This is a genomic window from Hahella sp. HNIBRBA332 (genome assembly GCF_030719035.1).
Lineage (GTDB): Bacteria > Pseudomonadota > Gammaproteobacteria > Pseudomonadales > Oleiphilaceae > Hahella.
This window is the reverse complement of sequence record NZ_CP132203.1, coordinates 4,199,609-4,216,201: the sequence shown is the minus strand read 5'-3', so window position 1 is coordinate 4,216,201 and position 16,593 is coordinate 4,199,609. Positions and strand designations below refer to the sequence as shown.

Genomic DNA, 16,593 nt, shown 5'->3' with positions numbered 1-16,593 from the left:
GCCAGATCCCGGCCGCCGCGGCGCTCGCCGGGATTATCCTGCCGACGCCTTAGGGAAGGGATTTAAACGATAACAACTGTTTTGTTGAAATGAGGAACTGTTATGTCTGTGATTAAAATGACGGATCTGGATTTGCGCGGCAAGCGAGTGTTGATCCGTGAAGACCTGAACGTGCCCGTCAAAAACGGCAAAGTGACGTCCGACGCGCGTATCCAGGCGGCGCTTCCCACTATCAAACTGGCGATGGAGCAAGGCGCCAAAGTGATGGTGATGTCTCATCTGGGACGTCCAGAGGAAGGACAGTTCTCCGAAGAAAACTCCATGCAGCCCGTGGGCGCTCATCTTTCCAGCCTGTTAGGACGCGAAACGCCAGTCTTGCGTGATTATCTGAACGGCGATTTCGAGGTGGAAGAGGGCGGTCTGGTTCTGTTTGAGAACGTGCGCTTCAACGTCGGCGAAGGCAAGGACAACGAAGAGCTGTCCAGGAAGTACGCGGCGTTGTGCGATATTTTTGTCATGGACGCATTCGGCACCGCGCACCGTGCGCAGGCTTCCACCCATGGCGTTGCTCAATTCGCGCCCGTCGCTTGCGCCGGACCTTTGCTGGCGGCGGAACTGGAAGCGCTAGGTCAGGCTTTGGATAAACCGCAAAGACCCATGGTCGCTATCGTGGCGGGCTCCAAAGTATCGACTAAGCTGGACGTGTTGAACTCTTTGTCGGAAGTCTGCGATCAATTGATCGTCGGCGGCGGCATCGCCAACACCTTCCTGGCGGCGGCGGATCACAAAGTCGGCAAATCTCTATGCGAAATGGATTTGCTGGACACCGCTCGCAGCATTGCGGCCAAGGTGCAAATTCCGCTGCCTACGGATGTAGTTACAGCGAAAGCGTTTAGCGAGAGCGCCGAAGCATCCGTTAAGCCGATTGCCGAGGTGGCGGACGATGATATGATTCTGGATATCGGACCTCAGTCTGCGGCCGCCTTGGCGGAGCTGCTTAAGTCAGCTAAGACGATTCTGTGGAATGGTCCGGTCGGCGTGTTTGAATTCGATCAGTTCGGCGAAGGCACCAAAACCCTGGCCAAAGCCATTGCTGAATCGGATGCGTTTTCCATCGCTGGCGGCGGGGACACCCTGGCGGCGATCGATAAATATGGCGTGTCTGATAAGATTTCGTACATTTCCACCGGCGGCGGCGCCTTCCTCGAATTTGTGGAAGGCAAGACCCTGCCGGCTGTGGCCATGCTGCAGAAGCGGGCCGCCGAGTAAGTTTTGGGGACAGACTGTAGTCAGATTGTCGGCTCAGAAAACGCGACGGGCCAAGTATCCGTCGCGATGGTCGATGCGAGAGATTAATTAACTAAAAATTGAACACTAAGGGGAAGAGAAATGGCACTGATTACCATGCGCCAGCTTCTGGACCATGCGGCTGAACACGGTTACGGCGTTCCTGCATTTAACGTCAATAACCTGGAGCAGATGCGGGCCATTATGGAAGCTGCGGACCAAACTGACAGTCCTGTGATCGTGCAGGCGTCTGCGGGCGCCCGCAAATACGCCGGGGCGCCGTTCCTGCGTCATTTGATTCTGGCGGCGATTGAGGAATTTCCTCATATTCCGGTAGTGATGCACCAGGATCACGGCACTTCGCCGGCAGTATGCCAGCGTTCCATTCAGCTGGGCTTTTCCTCCGTCATGATGGACGGCTCCCTCGGGGAAGACGGCAAGACCCCGACTACCTATGAATACAACGTTGACGTCACCCGTCGCACTGTGGAAATGGCCCATGCTTGCGGCGTTTCCGTGGAAGGCGAGCTGGGCTGTCTGGGCTCTTTGGAGACCGGCACGGCGGGCGAAGAAGACGGCATTGGCGCTGAGGGCGTTCTCAGCCACGATCAGATGCTGACAGATCCGGATGAAGCAGCGGACTTCGTTAAGAAGACCCAGGTGGACGCGCTGGCTATTGCTATTGGCACCAGCCACGGCGCTTACAAATTCAGCCGTCCGCCTACAGGCGACATCCTGGCGATTGATCGCATCAAAGCGATTCACGAACGTATTCCCACCACGCACCTGGTTATGCACGGCTCTTCCTCCGTTCCACAGGACTGGCTGGCGATCATCAACGAGTTCGGTGGTGAGATTGCGGAAACCTATGGTGTGCCGGTTGAAGAAATTCAGGAAGGCATCAAGTACGGCGTGCGTAAAGTGAACATCGACACCGATTTGCGTCTGGCCAGCACCGGCGCGATCCGTCGTTTCATGGGGCAGAACAAGTCTGAGTTCGATCCTCGCAAATACTTGGCTGTAGCCACCAAGGCTATGAAGGAAATCTGCGTGGCGCGTTATGAAGCGTTCAATGCCGCCGGTCAGGCAAGCAAAATCAAGGCGATGTCGCTGGAAGCCATGTTCCAGCGTTACGCTCGTGGTGAGCTTGATCAGAAGATCAACTGATCCACTGACTGCATAAGACCTTAAGGAAGGGAATAACCCATCGCAGATAATGCGATGGGTGTTCCCTTTTTTATTGTTAATCTTGGCCCAAGTCGGATCATGCTAAATTAGCCCGGACCGCGAGCCCGTGTATTGGTCTATGCTGAACAGACGTCGGTTTGATATCCGGCGCGACGATGAAGATAGCGGCGGCACTGATAGCTTCGCCAAAAGGAATCTGGGGCGGGCCGGCCCGACCTGAAATTAAGGTTTGATTTTTTCATGACGCCATTCTGGGACAGAGAACTCCTGCGCAAGCAACTGCGTCCGATTTCATTTAAAGACGCGCCCCATCTGACTGAGATAGAAAAACACTACTGCAGTTACTATCGCATCGATAAAGAAACCCGCATTACCGGCGTGGCGCATCGCCTGGGATACTTCGAGGCCATTGGCTATCGTCTGGCCTGTCATATGTATACGCCGCCACGACCGCGCGGCACGGTGTTTGTGTTTCATGGTTACTTTGACCATGTGGGGCTGTTTGGCCATTTGGTTGAACATTTGTTGCGCGATGGCTACGCGGTGGTCGCCTACGACTTACCCGGTCATGGGCTGTCCAGCGGGGAGACCGTTTCGATCAAGAACTTCGCTCAATATCAGTCTATTTTGGAAGCCTGTCTGATGCTGTGCGACGGCCATATGCCTAAACCCTGGATGTCGGTGGGGCAAAGTACGGGAGGGGCGGTTTTAGTGGAATATCTGTTCAGTAACCGGTTTACGCCTGAAAGCAGTCCGTTCCTGCATTGGGCGTTTTTGGCGCCGCTGGTGCGTCCGCAAGGGTGGCGTTCTGTAGTGATGCTGCATACGTTATTCGGGCCTTTTATCCGTACTTGGCGTCGGGTATTTATGGTCAATTCCAACGACCCCGAATTTATTAAGTTTCTCAAAGACAAAGATCCTTTGCAGTCGAGGGCGGTGTCCATTGACTGGGTTGGCGCGTTACGACGGTGGGTAAAACGTATTGAAAGCACGGACCCGCTGGAGCAACCTGTCACCATTGTGCAAGGTAAGGAAGACACTACTGTGGACTGGCGCCATAATATTCCGCAATTACAGCGCCTGTTGCCGAATGCGGAAGTGCAATATCTGGAGACGGGACGTCATCAACTGGTAAATGAGTCGCCAGAGATCCGGGCAAGGGTCTTTGGCTGGATCAGTGAAGCTTTTGACAGGGCTATCGCTGGTCAGCGTTCAGCTTCTGTTAAGAAAAATGAAACTACAATTACCGCCAACTCTGATAAATCTGGAGATAGAGAATGAAATTTAAGCTTTGTGCTCTTGTAGTAGCGGGTTCCCTGGCCGCTGGATGCCAAACCTACGATCCCTACACCGGGGAGAAGAAAACCGCTAACGCGACTACTGGCGCTGTGATCGGCGCAGTTGCGGGCGCAGCGATCGGCGCGGCCACATCCAGCAAGAAAGACCGCGGCAAGGGCGCACTGATCGGCGCAGCCGCTGGTGGCGCTGTGGGCGGCGGCATCGGCTACTACATGGACAAGCAAGAGTCTGAGCTGCGCCACCGTCTGGAAGGCACCGGCGTACGCGTTGTGCGTAACGGCGACGAGATTACACTGGTTATGCCAGGCAACATCACCTTCGATACAGGCCGTGCGGAAGTTAAAGCGAACTTCTACGACACGCTGGATTCAGTTGGTCTGGTATTGAAAGAGTTCGACAAAACTATCATCCAGGTTAGCGGTCACACCGACTCTACCGGCAGCCTGGACCTGAACCAGCGTTTGAGTGAGCAGCGCGCCAGCAGCGTTGGCCGTTATCTGATCTCCCAAGGTGTGGCGAGTTCACGAGTACAAACTATCGGTTACGGTCCGCGTTATCCTGTGGCCACCAACAGCACGACCGAAGGGCGCGCAGCCAACCGTCGCGTTGAGCTGAAACTGGTGCCAATGCAAGGCTAAACACCAGTCGCATGTGCTGAAAAAGCCAGCCTGAGAAGGCTGGCTTTTTTCGTTTCTGGGTCAAGCACGGCCTTAAGTCTCGATTTAAACTATGCTTAAATCGAATTATCGTCAGGGAGCGGTTCATCTGGCAGGTTATGGTCAGCCCGATGTCCGTTTACGTTTACTCATCGTCCGCGTCTCGCAGAAATGCGACCTTCCCGGCGCCAACCTCTGAGCGAACAGTTGAATAATGCGTTTCATAAGGAGCGGAATACCGTGTCTTACGCAGATTACCATCTACTGGAAAGCAGCACTTCGCATAACCGCAGGGTTTTGGTGATTGAGGACGATCAGGACACGGTGGACCTTATGCGCAGAGTTTTGGAGCGTCGGGAAGTTCGATGCCAGTGTGAGTTTGTGGACAATGGCGCCAAGGCGATGTTCAAGGTTCACAACGCCCACTTCGACCTCATTCTGGTGGATCTGGGGTTGCCAATCGCCAGCGGCTATGAAGTCATGCAGGCGATCCGTAAATCGGATCATAATCGTTTTACGCCCATTGTCGTTCTGACGGAATCCACCCATGAACGTACAGCGATTGAGTGTTATAAATCGGGCGCTTCCAGCCTGATCAGTAAAAGAATGGAATATGGGATACAGGACTTTTACGACACCATTTACTCGATCTTCTATTACTGGTTATCGAAAAATGAGTTTCCCAAGACGGAGTATTAGCGATTCATAGGGCTGGACTGAAGACGCGGGAAGCTGCCAGGGCAGTTTGTAGCTGCCCTGGCGAGGCATTAATCATATGTGAGAGGAGTTAGTTCTCCTCACTGACATTGATTATTCAGGACTGTACCTTGCCCTTCGAACTGGAAGTTGGGGCCGCCATTGCTCTCGTTATCGCAAAAGTTATTATTTCGCACATTCATCCCAGAGTTTTGGCTCATTACGCGTACGCCGCCGTTGCCATATACCTTTGGGTAACGCCAGCGTCCACTGGAGCCCCAGCCGTTGCCGTGCACTTCGTTTGTCTCCTTGCTTCCTGAGGCAATGGTGGTATTGTCGCCATTCTCCACATAGATGCCCCACCATTTGCACCCTTCTACTGTGTTGGCTCGTACATCTACGTTTTGACCGTTCTCAATGAATATACCCATGCGATCGCAATTGTATATTTTATTCCCCGAGATCTTGACGTCGGGCGAACCTGCAAGGACATGTATGCCGTAAAGAGTATTACGAATAACGTTGTTTTTAATGATATTCCCGCTACCAGAAGGGCCGTGCACATCTTCGCCGACGCCAATTCCTCGGCCTAACGTCTTGTCGTTGGGGTCGCCCACAATTGTATTGTCTATAACGATGTTGTCGTATTCACCTGTTCCGTGCAGATCAATGGCGTCTTGTTTTGTGTCTTTGAAGTAATTGTTGTTTACAGTGATGCCATGGCTAGGTCGGTTAGTTTTTTTGTCGCCTTGAATCACTACGCCGTGACGAATATCGGGGCCATAGAAGTAGCTGTCATCCACTCTGCCTCTATCACACCCGTTTGTATAGACCACGCCATAGCCATGTCCACCCTTTGCTGTAATAGTCGCATCCTGAAATCGAGAGTCAGCGACTCTGCCGTTGATGGTGTTATTAAAGTAAATGGCATGCTTTATGAACCGATAAAAGCTGCTTTCATTAACGCTGACATTTTCAGAGTCTATGATGGAAATTAGCTGGCTGACTCCCTCAGAGTGGGTGGTTTTCAGTCTCAGCCCGGATATGGTGACCGATGACAGGTTCTTGCCTTTAATTAAGGTCTGATGTTCGTCGTCATTGCCCATACTGGTGTATACCGCAGTAATCGTCGATTTGGCGTACCCTGCGCCTTTCAAGTTAACACGACTCTTCAGTATGATTTCCTCGCGGGTGTGAAAGGTGCCTTCAGGGATGATAACGGTATCGCCATCGCGAGCGGCGTTAATGGCGGCGTTGATGGCGATGGAGTCATCGTCGCTGTGATCGTCTGGCGTGGCGCCGTAGTCGATGATGTTCAAGTTGGTGGCGAAACAGGCGCCAGAGAGCGCGCACCCAAACAGGGCTCCTATTGCTGATTTCATAAAATATCCTTTGTTTCTGATGTTTAGGGTGGTTAGTGCGTCTGACTCCGCAGAGCGGAAGCGCAATATGGAAGCCAGGGGTTTGACGCCAGGCATATGACGGTCCAAGTTGACGCGAGTTCAGCCTGCCTGACCTTGGTGGGGCGGCAGGCTGTAGTCCCGCAATTTCAAGGACCCAAAGAAGTTATTGGCAGAGGTTGTTTTTAACCGTGCCCTGGCCTTCGAATGAGAGGTTTACGCCTCCGTAGTTATCATTCTCACAGAGGTCGTTGTCTAGAACATACACCCCTGTATTTCCTGCTTTGACGCGAATACCTCCGAAGCCAGTTGTGGAGTTTGATAGCCCGTTACCATTTATTTGGTTTATTGTGTCTTCGTTGTTTTCGTCTTTTCCTTTACGAATGATTGTATTGTTTCCATCTTTAACGAAAACACCCCAATGTTGGCATCCTTCAATGATATTACCGCGTATCTCGGTCCCAATACCGTTTTCGATATAAATGCCGTGCTCTTTGCAATTGTATATCTCGTTGTTCTTGATCATAGCTCCTGGAGAGCCTTGCATTACGCGAATTCCATAAAGCGTATTGCGAATGACGTTATTTCTAATCACATTTCCACTACCGGATGCTTTATGGGCGTTTTCTCCGATTCCAATTCCTTGTCCCTTCCCGCCCTTGGCGGGATCTCCTTCAATTGTGTTGTACATAATTTGATTGTTGTATTCGCCTGAGCCATGTAAGTCGATGGCGTCTTGAGTCGTTTCTTTGAAATAGTTTCCTTTCACCACGATGCCATGGCTTGGACCATATTGAGGGTCACCTTGAATCACTACGCCATGACGAATATTGGGGCCATAGAAATAACTATTATCGACTCTGCCTCCCTCGCATCCGTTTGTGTAAACTACACCGTAACCATGCCCTCCACCGCTAAGGTCAGTGGCATCTTGGAATTTGGAGTTTTTAACATTACCGTCACGGGTGTGATTGAAGTAGATTCCGTGCTTTTTAAAACGGTGAAAACTACTGTCGCTGATCGTTATCTTTGAAGAGTGTGTGATAGATATTAACGCCCTAACTCCACCACTGTAATTACTTTTAAGCCGAAGCCCAGAGATGTTTATATTGGTGACATTTCTTCCTTTTATTACTAAGTCATCGGCGTCTTCACCCTCATATAACGCAGCAATGCCTGACTTGGCGTAACCGTCTCCCTTTAAGTCGACGTTACTTTTCAGGTTTATCATTTCACGAATATGGAATGTTCCTTCAGGAATGATGACGACGTCTCCGTCACGGGCGGCGTTAATCGCGGCGTTGATGGCGATGGCGTCGTCATCGTTATAGTTATCCGGCGTAGCGCCGTAGTCGACGATATTCAAGTTGGTGGCGAAACAGGCGCCAGAGAGCGCGCACCCCAACAGGGCTCCTAGTGCGGACTTCATAAAATATCCTTTTGTTTCTTATGCTTAGGGTAGTAAGCAGTGTGCAGGCTCTGCTGCCGAGGGGCAATATGGGGTTTACCCTAAGGGCGAAAGTTAGGAAAGTTTGGTTCCGCCTGACTGAAAATCAATTTGTCCTGTTTTTGTGATTATTGAGCAGGCTGCGGTCGCCTAACGTCAGCACGTCGATTAACTCCGCCAGTTTTCGAGTCGCTTCAGGAGTACGCTCCAGCAACATTTTTACGACGTATTTGAAGTGAATGTCTTCTTCCCAGCGACTAAACAGGGTGTCCAGCGCATGCTGACTATTGCGTGACTTGCGAGGCCCGTTCACGCCAGTGAGCAGGTAATAAGGTTCCTGCTCAAAGTAATGACACAAGGCGAGCAGCTCGGGATAGTCCGGCATCTCTGTGCGATTGTTCAGCTCCCATTTGGCGTATCGGCTGCGGCAAAGCGGGTGGGGGCGGGCCTGTATTAACGGCAGGAGCTCATTGACGCCATCCACCACCTTTTGCTGGGTATAGCCGAAATGACTGCGAAGCTCTTTAAGACGTTGGGCAAAGTCGCTTTTTCGAAAGAGGCGGGGTTGGTGAAAAAATTCCGCATTCATGATTTAACCGCTCTGCTTTTTGAAATGTTCTGAAAACAAACATTATTCAGCATATATGCTTTGTTACGTTCCTCCATGTAACAATCGTACGTTTTTCAATGTGCTCGGAGTTGTTATAAATGTGTTACATCCTGATAGCGAACTGTCGCCAATTTTGTCGAGGCGCAGGGTGTCCCGGATGGCAAGAGGGTGAGGTACAGGTTAAACCACAAGGAGATCAAGAAACGTGAACGCATTACAACTGATTGTGAGACTACTGCTCGCCACAGGAATTTTTCTGACCACTTCCGTCGCAGCAATCGATAAGCCCGTATTGCTGATTGGCGCTTCCTACGCTAGTGGCGACACGCCTCTAAACTCTGACCTGCAAGGACCATTGGCGGGGATATCGGTTGGTTCAGGGGATTATGTCGACCTGGAAACGGCGTTGACGCGATACGGGGTGAAAGTCAAAAGTGAAGCGCAGGCGGGCGCCACCACATTCAGTCGCGTCAGTTGTAATCCGGTATGCGGTTCCGCCCGTTGGGACAGTTATTCAACGCAATTGCAAAAAGCGTTAATGCGGGTAGCCCAATATGATCAGTCTGGTTTGGCTGGATATAACGCGGGGTATGTGATTATCAGCATTGGCAATGATTGTTTGCACTCTGACTCATTCGGTATTGAGCAATCTCAGACCGTCTTATGTAGCAACGCGGAAATGAATGCCGCGGTGGACCGTCTAATTGCCATTGGCAGGCAAGCATTAGGTCTCGGCCTGACCCCGGTATATCCCCTTTATCCCAATCCAGATGATCTTGATCTGTCTCTTTTCGCCAATTTATCCGGTCTGACCTGGGCGATGAGCAATGATGACTTCAAATTCTTCGGTCGCTTATATGCGCGCAGGATTCATGATGAACTTGAAGGCGCTCTGCTGGTGAACCCCTGGCGTACATTCGAACATCGCGGCGATGGCATTCATCCTAATGAAGAAACGGTGATGAAAGGGGCGCGTAGAATTTTATGGGCGATTCAGGAGTACGAAGCGTCTCGTCAGTGATGCGGGCGGACTATAGTTAACGCTGCGGGGGCTATCGTGGCGTTAACTGGGGCGGGATTGTTTCTCTGGGCGTGCGTGGATGCCGTTACGTCTTACTGTCTTACTACGCAATACTTTTAACGCTGATCTGGTTATGGATTACTGTGAAAGTTAGGATTTCAGATACCTTTTCCTTTCTGGAGACATACCGTGACGGCGATATTTTACTTATATGTCCTGCGCAGCCTGAAAATCCTGTTTGTATTGGCATTGGCTGTCCTGCTCTTGCTCGCCTGTCGTAACGGGCTTCGTCGCAGACCGGACTATCCTCTGGACTGGTTCAGCGCCATTGGCGCGCACTTGATCCTGGCTATTGGCGTTGCGGGCGCCGTCGGCGTGACAATTATGCTTCCTTCCAGTGTTTCCGGTATGGAGGGATTAGGCGTTTTCTATCTATGCGTATTGGTGTTGGCGCCCGCCATATTAGCCCTGTTTGTATGGGGGCTCTCCGCCGCTTATCGCGTTTCCATGGCGCATATCGCTCTGCTGTTGTTTCGTATGCTGGTATTGATGGCGACGCCTGTCTGGTTGGCGGAGGGGACGTCCGGTATTTTTATCCAGGGAGAATGGGATGCGAGGCGCAGTTTGACCGTTTCACCAAAGGCGGCTGAAGGCGTCATAGAAGTAGTGAGGAATGAAGTATGGCGCATGCCTGATGGTGAGATGATCAGGCATGTCGTTTTACAAAAGCCCGCCGGAACGGAGGTACTGCGTTTGAGCCTGGAGTTGGATGGCAAGCGCTATGAGGATATTGAGCACCTGGCGGTGACCTATTCATGCTGGCTGGATGATGAACTGCATATTGTCACTCCAGCGGAGCCGGAGATCGCCATCGGCTATATCTGGAGTTCTACCCCATACAGCAGCAATGAAAGCGTCATTCGCGTCGACACGGACGCTTCCCTGAGCGGCGAATACAAGCTGGACGAAGAGCCGGGCCGATTCATGCTTCCTTTCCCGACGCCCTATAACATGCTTCGCTTCAGCCAACGTCCCGAGGGGGCGAAAAACCCTATTTGGATGCAGGCGACGTCAGCGATGGTTAATCCGCCGCGCTCCGCCGCCTGTCTAAACGGGGCGATTGAGGTGGAGCGACCATATCGAACTGTGGGTCTATTCATGACTGAGAGCCGTCCTGGCGCAGCCAGGGAGCGTTCTTGGCAATGGTCGCTTGATGTGAGCGGTGCGCAATCGTTGTGAAGGACGCTAGAGTAGTTTCGCCAAGTGACCCACATCGCCCATTGCGCTGGTGACTGCGCTGAGGCTATCGACCTGACTGCAGGGCGCCTCAGCGAGGCCATTGAAAATGTCTGCAATGACGCGACGGCCTTCGCCGGAGCTGTTCAGGTACGCCACCAGTTTATGTGACGCCATATAGTTGCTTTCTGCGCTGGCGTTATAAAAGTCCTGGTGCTCCGTAGCGAGCAACTGATTAATGGCGTTTTCGTTCAGATCAATGGGAAGCGTCTTGTAGGGCAGTCCGCCGTGTTCCAGGTATTCCGCCATACCTTCGTTGAGCCATGTTGGCATGGGGCCGACCAAGCCCGCCAGAACTGCGTGAACCACTTCGTGCTTGGCGATGGCGACAGTGGTTTCCAGCTTGTCTTCGTTAACCATGTAGATGGTGTTGGCCCCATGGGAGAAGAACGCGGCGGCATTGAAGCCTGGGAACACTTTCTTGCGCAGGGCTTCATACTCTGCGCGGTCGCCGTAAAGCTCCAGGTTGAGAATGATCTGTCTGCGGCGTTCAGGCGCGAGATAAGCTTCCAGTTGCGTATAAACCTGCTGGGCGGCGGCTCTGATCCTGTCTTCCACCAAGCCGTTGCGGGGCATGCCTTTGCTGGTCAACTTGAAATCAAAATATTTCTTCTGTGAGGCGTAGCTTTCTCCCACGAATTGCGCGCTCTTGTTCTGGGCGCTATCAGAGAAATGAACGCGGCCATTGGCGTCCGTCCACTTGTAAATCTGCGGCGTTTCCACGTCCCGGATGTCGCGAGTGGCGGTTTTTCCGCACATAGTTTGCGGCAGGGCGCTGTGCGCCATTTGACGTAACGCGGACAGAACGTTTGGCGCGGCCTCTTTCGATGAGGTGGAAGGCAATTCCGCTGGCGTCTCCGGCGCGGACGCAATGTCGGTCAAAGCTTGTGCTTCAGGCGGTTGCTGCGGGGTGCGACTAAGCAAAGCAAGTAAATTGCCTTCATGCAGCCAGGTGGGATCTTGGGGAAGACTCAACAGCGTCAGATAGGTTTTGCGCTGATCCGGCGTCGAGATAAACCAGACCGCGGGAACCAGCGCGACCACCACCAACAATTGCAGCAACCATTTTCTCATCGTAAAAATTACGTCCTCGTAAAGTGCGCTGGTGCGTCAAAAGCCTGATTATAAACCGCACGCGCAACGCGCATTAAAGCCTGTGTTGCAATAAATTGTTAACGATGCGTTGCGAGGGCGGCTCGGTCGCCATACGCTGAAACGCGTTGTTGTCTAGTTTGACGCTCATTCAGGGCGCATATTTTGTGAAGGATATTCTATGAATGAAGCCCGGTTGGATTTCGCTGATGCGCGCGTTCAGGCGGTATTCGCTGCGTACCCGGATGAAGTGAGAGCAAAGTTGTTGTTCCTGCGGGACTTGATTTTTGATGTGGCGAGAAACACTGACGGCGTGGGCGAACTGGAAGAAACGCTGAAATGGGGACAGCCCAGCTATCTGACCGCAAAGACGAAAAGCGGCAGCACTCTCAGAATCGATGGCTTAAAGTCTCAGCCTTCTGGATATGCGGTTTATTTTCATTGTCAGACAAACCTGGTGGAGACGTTTCGGCGCATCTATGGCGATGAGTTTCGCTTTGAAGGAAACCGCAGCATGTTGTTTGATGTCGCGGACGATATTCCCGTGGAAGCGTTGCGGCATTGCATCGCTATGACGTTGACCTACCACTTGCGAAAAAATCCAGCGCGGAAAGATGATGCAACGAGAGGCAGTCAGGAGCCCAAGCAGTGAAAATTTTTCGTCGTATTATGATGGGTTTGGCCATGTTGAGTATCGCGCTCGGCGTCTGGGCGTTTTGGATCGAGCCTGCGTCTTTGGTTGAAAATGAAGTCAGCATCGCCATTCATCCCTGGCCGCCATCTTGCGATGGTTTACAGGTGGCGGTGATGGCTGATCTGCACGTGGGGTCGCCGCACAATGGCTTATCACGATTGAGGGAACTGGTTGACGAAACCAATGCGTTGAAGCCGGACCTGGTATTGCTGGCGGGAGACTTCGTTATCCAGGGCGTGATTGGCGGCGAGTTTGCGGAGCCGCGCGACATCGCCGCTGAGCTGGACCGGCTGCAAGCTAACCTGGGCGTGTACGCCGTCATGGGCAATCATGATTGGTGGCATGGCCCGCAATTGATCCTCGACGCTTTCACGGGAACCCATATCGAGTTTCTGGAAGACGCTTCCAAAGCGCTGACTCAGGGGGATTGCCAGTTTTGGCTGGCCGGCGTCAGCGACTATTGGGAAGGCGCGCATGATATCGCCAAAGCCCTTGCCGACATTCCTGCGGAGTCGCCCATTCTGGCGTTCACTCACAACCCGGATGTGTTTTATGACATTCCCCGTCACGTGTCCCTGACTTTCGCCGGTCACACCCATGGCGGTCAGGTTAACCTGCCATTGATTGGTCGGCCTATTGTACCTTCTCAGTACGGCGAGCGTTTCGCCATTGGACATATCGATGAGGACGGTCGTCAGATGTTTGTGACGCCGGGAGTGGGAACCAGCATTCTTCCTGTGCGCTTTCGGGTTCCTCCAGAAATTTCCCTGGTCACGTTAATGTCCATGACGCGATAGGTTTCTCGCTTCATACCTGTTCGGGCCCGACGCTTATGTTATGCCCGAACAGGTCTACTATAGTTCTGAGCTTCAGGCGCGCGACAGCCAGAGATGGTCCAGAGTGGCCAGTCTGACCACTTCAATATGCAGCTTGTGCGGTGGGGGCAGTTGTAGGGCGCAATAGATAGCGATGGCGAGAAAGAGCCCGCTGGCCCACCAGTTGTCGATACTCACTGGTTTAAGCGCGGTTCCAAATGAGCGCTTGAACTCCATATCCGCCAGATTGACGGCGTAACACTCGTCAAGAATAAGGTGGACGATATATCCGGCGAACACCATGGCGCCCAACGCCCAGGCGAAATCCACGCCCTGATCGATGAAACGCCAGCATAAAAACGCCGAACCCAGCCCAAAGCTGACGGCAGCCAATAGTGAGTGGAAAGAGCCGCGATGCTCCGTGAGGTGAGCGAACACCTGCAGCACGCCGATACGCACGCTAAGAAATGCGGCCAGCATAGCGCCCCACAACGGCAACAGAGGCAGATCAGGGAACGTGAACAACACGACAAATGACGCCATCACACCCAGAGCGCTGAACAGTCCTTTTAGTATGGCGGTGGTATCTGCGTCCAGATCCGGCGCCAGACCCGCCAAGGTTCCCGCCACCCACAACGCCATGCCTTGTCCGGGAGTGAATAATCCGGTCAGCAGCAGGGTGGACGTCAGCACGCCCGATGCGGCGGCTCCGCCGAGAAGATGTGTATTAAAATTAGCCATTTAGCGACGATTTTCCTTATATGGGATGGCGCGATTGGCCGGCCATGCTATACCAGCGCCATTGCGCCGATCAAGCTGGGCAGTAGACATTTATGTCCTTGTCGCAGAAAGAAAAAGAGACGGCAAGACCGTCTCTTTTTTGCTTTTCGAAGTTAACGCTGACGAGGGCGGAAGCAGCGGCCGGCTATGGCCAGCGCGCCCAGCAACGCCAACATAAGTCCATCGATAGCGCCTCCTCCTCCGCCACCGCCGAAGGATGGACGGCTTTTGGTGTACATCGGCTGCTGATTGTCCACTCGGTGAGACTGCGCGGGTTGTTGCGCTCGTTTCTCCCGGGCGGATTCTTCGCGACTGATGCGCGCTCCGATGCGACGGTCCACCCCGTAATGTTCAAAGCGACCTTCATCAAGCACCAGCATTGAGGTGTAATCCGTCACCAGTCCATATTCCACGGCCAAGTCTGTGACCGCCTGTTTGCGATCTGCGTCCTCGCCATAATCCTGCTGCTGATCCATTAAGTCCTCGATCTGCGCGAAGGCCCAGAGACGCTCCAACTCTGGATGTAAGGTTCCATCTATGACCTCGAACTGGGTCTGATAGCGGATAGGAGAGCCCGAGACTTTGCCTGTCAGCTCCACTTTCGCCTGACCTGAGCCGTAATAGTGCCCGAACATCACCAATTGCTGGCCGCGGTAAACGCTGCCGATTTGTTTGGGAAAGACGTCTGAGGTCTTGATGCCTGAGATCTTCAAGTTGGCTCCATGCAGCGCTGCATGGTCCACTTTACTGGCGGCCAGCATGAGCTGACCGATAATGTCGTCGCTATTGCTGACGCTGATGGCGAAACCGTTGCTATGCTTGGTGATCGCTTCCAACAGAGGGCGATTGGCGGAGTTGCCCATAATGAACGTGAACAGGCGGATATCCTTTTTCTCCAATAACTCAATAAACGCTTTCTGCTTGGTTTCGCCGACATTGGCTTCACCATCGGTGACCAGCCAGATAGCGTTGGTGCGGTCCGCATCGAGTCCGGTAAGCGCGCCTTGAATCGCTGACATAAGGTTGGTGCCGCCGCTGGGGCCTGCATTTTCAACGGCGCTGACAACCCGCTGCAGGTTTTCCGGCGTCGCCTGCACCCAGCCGTTAGTGACGTCGGTGGTGTTGTCATTGAACATGATGACGCGAACGCGATCATTGCTGTTGAATTTGGCGAATCCTTTGCGTAATCCCTCTATCAATGTGGAGAACTTGCCCGACATGGAGCCTGAGCGGTCCAGCACCAGTGTCCAGTCTCGGCCCTCAGTTATGACTGGCAGATCGTCTCCGGGCGTTACGGTGAGCATGAACGTCCCTTTGTCTTTGCCCGGTTCTTTATAGGTGATCAAGTCGACGGAGCCAGGCAGGTTCTGTTGCTGTCGCCAGTAGACCACGATGTCCTTATCCAGTCTGTAGGCGCTGGGAGCGGAAGAGGGCGCATTGGCGGCGCCTTCCTGAGCGGCTGCCTGGCTTTGAGGATTTGACTGCAGGGAAACCGTCCAGCGCCGCTCGTCCATTCGCGCGATCTGCGCCTGAGGATGTTCGGGTAAACGCAAGGCTTCCACCGGGTAGCCGCTGCGTAGATCAAGATTGAAGCTGAAGCGCTCTTTCACGGTTTCGTTGGCGGTCCAAAACGCCAGTTTTTCCTCATCCACGCCACCTTCTTCCAGCGGGTAGACGTAACGGCCGACTCCCGTGTCAACATGCACCGGCTGTAAATACACCAAGCGTATTTTAGTTTCCTGTTGTGGTAAGACCTGACTGATGGAAATGTCGAAAGTTTTGTAGGCGTCCTGTTCGGTCAGGCCAGCGTTGCGGCCTTCCGATTTTTCCTGCTCGTAGATTTCTTTAGCTTGTTTTTTGGCGACGACTTCGCCATGAACGGGCGCGCCGTTGATCCAATAAGTAAACTGGGAGACGGCGGCCTTTTCCGGTACTGGAAATGAGTAGATAGCTTCCAGGGGCTGCGCATTGGGATTATAGAAAACCTGATCGACAGTGGTGATGGCGTATTCGCCTTCGATAGTGACGTTGACGTCTTGGGAGCGTAAATCCAGGTCTGGTAGACTGGCGCCTTGGGGTTTTAGTAATCCCGCCGCTTCCGCAGCGTCAGGATTGGAGAGGGATAACATTAAGACGCAGGCGGAGAGAGATGCTAGTCCGGCCTTTCCATTTAACATATGCAATCACCTTTGCTATTGGGAAGAACGCCGCCTGGAGAGTAATGTGATGAGTTGTTGGATTCCGGCGGCTGCCTGGGGGCATGCTCACTCAGGCGTTAGAGGTATTGAACTTTTTTGCGGAGAGTATCGTTT

The 16,593-nt window shown here is 52.9% G+C and carries 15 protein-coding genes; 9 read left to right on the top strand and 6 right to left on the bottom strand.

The annotated features are described in order from the left end of the window. Positions 1 to 102: 102 nt before the first annotated feature. From O5O45_RS18560 to O5O45_RS18540, 5 genes are all read left to right on the top strand, one after another. Positions 103 to 1,269: a phosphoglycerate kinase gene (locus O5O45_RS18560; RefSeq protein ID WP_305900848.1), complete on the top strand. Its 1,167-nt coding sequence runs from the start codon at positions 103 to 105 to the stop codon at positions 1,267 to 1,269. 120 nt (positions 1,270 to 1,389) lie between these two features. Continuing rightward, positions 1,390 to 2,454 (top strand): class II fructose-bisphosphate aldolase, encoded by a 1,065-nt coding sequence (gene fba, locus O5O45_RS18555; RefSeq protein ID WP_011395469.1) that lies wholly within the window; start codon positions 1,390 to 1,392, stop codon positions 2,452 to 2,454. A 261-nt stretch (positions 2,455 to 2,715) separates the two neighbouring features. Continuing rightward, on the top strand, positions 2,716 to 3,756 hold the full coding sequence (locus O5O45_RS18550) for an alpha/beta hydrolase (RefSeq protein ID WP_305900847.1): 1,041 nt from the start codon (positions 2,716 to 2,718) through the stop codon (positions 3,754 to 3,756). Further along, entirely contained in the window at positions 3,753 to 4,412 is a 660-nt protein-coding gene (locus tag O5O45_RS18545) for an OmpA family protein (protein ID WP_305900846.1), read from the top strand. Before O5O45_RS18550 ends, O5O45_RS18545 begins: the two co-directional genes overlap by 4 nt. A 258-nt stretch (positions 4,413 to 4,670) precedes the next feature. Then, positions 4,671 to 5,129: a response regulator gene (locus O5O45_RS18540; protein WP_305900845.1), complete on the top strand. Its 459-nt coding sequence runs from the start codon at positions 4,671 to 4,673 to the stop codon at positions 5,127 to 5,129. A gap of 98 nt (positions 5,130 to 5,227) precedes the next feature. Here the strand turns inward: O5O45_RS18540 and O5O45_RS18535 are convergent, their stop codons facing one another. The 3 genes from O5O45_RS18535 to O5O45_RS18525 all read right to left on the bottom strand — a co-directional run bounded on the left by O5O45_RS18535 (position 5,228) and on the right by O5O45_RS18525 (position 8,562). Then, positions 5,228 to 6,508 carry a right-handed parallel beta-helix repeat-containing protein gene (locus tag O5O45_RS18535; RefSeq protein ID WP_305900844.1) on the bottom strand — a complete coding sequence of 427 codons (1,281 nt, stop codon included), beginning with the start codon at positions 6,506 to 6,508 and terminating at the stop codon, positions 5,228 to 5,230. A gap of 184 nt (positions 6,509 to 6,692) precedes the next feature. Further along, positions 6,693 to 7,955 (bottom strand): right-handed parallel beta-helix repeat-containing protein, encoded by a 1,263-nt coding sequence (locus O5O45_RS18530; protein ID WP_305900843.1) that lies wholly within the window; start codon positions 7,953 to 7,955, stop codon positions 6,693 to 6,695. Between the two features lie 124 nt (positions 7,956 to 8,079). Further along, a complete protein-coding gene (locus O5O45_RS18525; protein ID WP_305900842.1) occupies positions 8,080 to 8,562 on the bottom strand; it encodes a helix-turn-helix domain-containing protein in 483 nt (160 codons plus the stop codon). A 226-nt stretch (positions 8,563 to 8,788) separates the two neighbouring features. Here O5O45_RS18525 and O5O45_RS18520 point away from each other — a divergent pair, with 226 nt between their 5' ends. Continuing rightward, a complete protein-coding gene (locus O5O45_RS18520; RefSeq protein WP_305900841.1) occupies positions 8,789 to 9,604 on the top strand; it encodes an SGNH/GDSL hydrolase family protein in 816 nt (271 codons plus the stop codon). Between the two features lie 189 nt (positions 9,605 to 9,793). Continuing rightward, the gene (locus tag O5O45_RS18515) at positions 9,794 to 10,843 is read left to right on the top strand and encodes a hypothetical protein (protein WP_305900840.1); all 1,050 of its coding nucleotides are present in this window, start codon (positions 9,794 to 9,796) and stop codon (positions 10,841 to 10,843) included. Positions 10,844 to 10,849: 6 nt separating this feature from the next. Here O5O45_RS18515 and O5O45_RS18510 read toward each other — a convergent pair whose 3' ends face one another. Next, positions 10,850 to 11,974 (bottom strand): DUF4124 domain-containing protein, encoded by a 1,125-nt coding sequence (locus O5O45_RS18510; RefSeq protein WP_305900839.1) that lies wholly within the window; start codon positions 11,972 to 11,974, stop codon positions 10,850 to 10,852. Between the two features lie 199 nt (positions 11,975 to 12,173). Here O5O45_RS18510 and O5O45_RS18505 point away from each other — a divergent pair, with 199 nt between their 5' ends. Both O5O45_RS18505 and O5O45_RS18500 read left to right on the top strand, forming a co-directional pair. Then, positions 12,174 to 12,644, top strand: coding sequence for a DUF1801 domain-containing protein (locus tag O5O45_RS18505; protein WP_305900838.1), 471 nt, complete (start codon positions 12,174 to 12,176; stop codon positions 12,642 to 12,644). Then, entirely contained in the window at positions 12,641 to 13,483 is an 843-nt protein-coding gene (locus tag O5O45_RS18500) for a metallophosphoesterase (protein WP_305900837.1), read from the top strand. The genes O5O45_RS18505 and O5O45_RS18500 overlap by 4 nt, the downstream gene beginning before the upstream one ends. A gap of 72 nt (positions 13,484 to 13,555) precedes the next feature. Here O5O45_RS18500 and O5O45_RS18495 read toward each other — a convergent pair whose 3' ends face one another. Continuing rightward, positions 13,556 to 14,242 carry a metal-dependent hydrolase gene (locus O5O45_RS18495; protein ID WP_305900836.1) on the bottom strand — a complete coding sequence of 229 codons (687 nt, stop codon included), beginning with the start codon at positions 14,240 to 14,242 and terminating at the stop codon, positions 13,556 to 13,558. Between the two features lie 152 nt (positions 14,243 to 14,394). Continuing rightward, positions 14,395 to 16,458, bottom strand: a complete 2,064-nt coding sequence (locus O5O45_RS18490) for a VIT and vWA domain-containing protein (RefSeq protein ID WP_305900835.1) — start codon at positions 16,456 to 16,458, stop codon at positions 14,395 to 14,397. Positions 16,459 to 16,593: the final 135 nt, after the last annotated feature.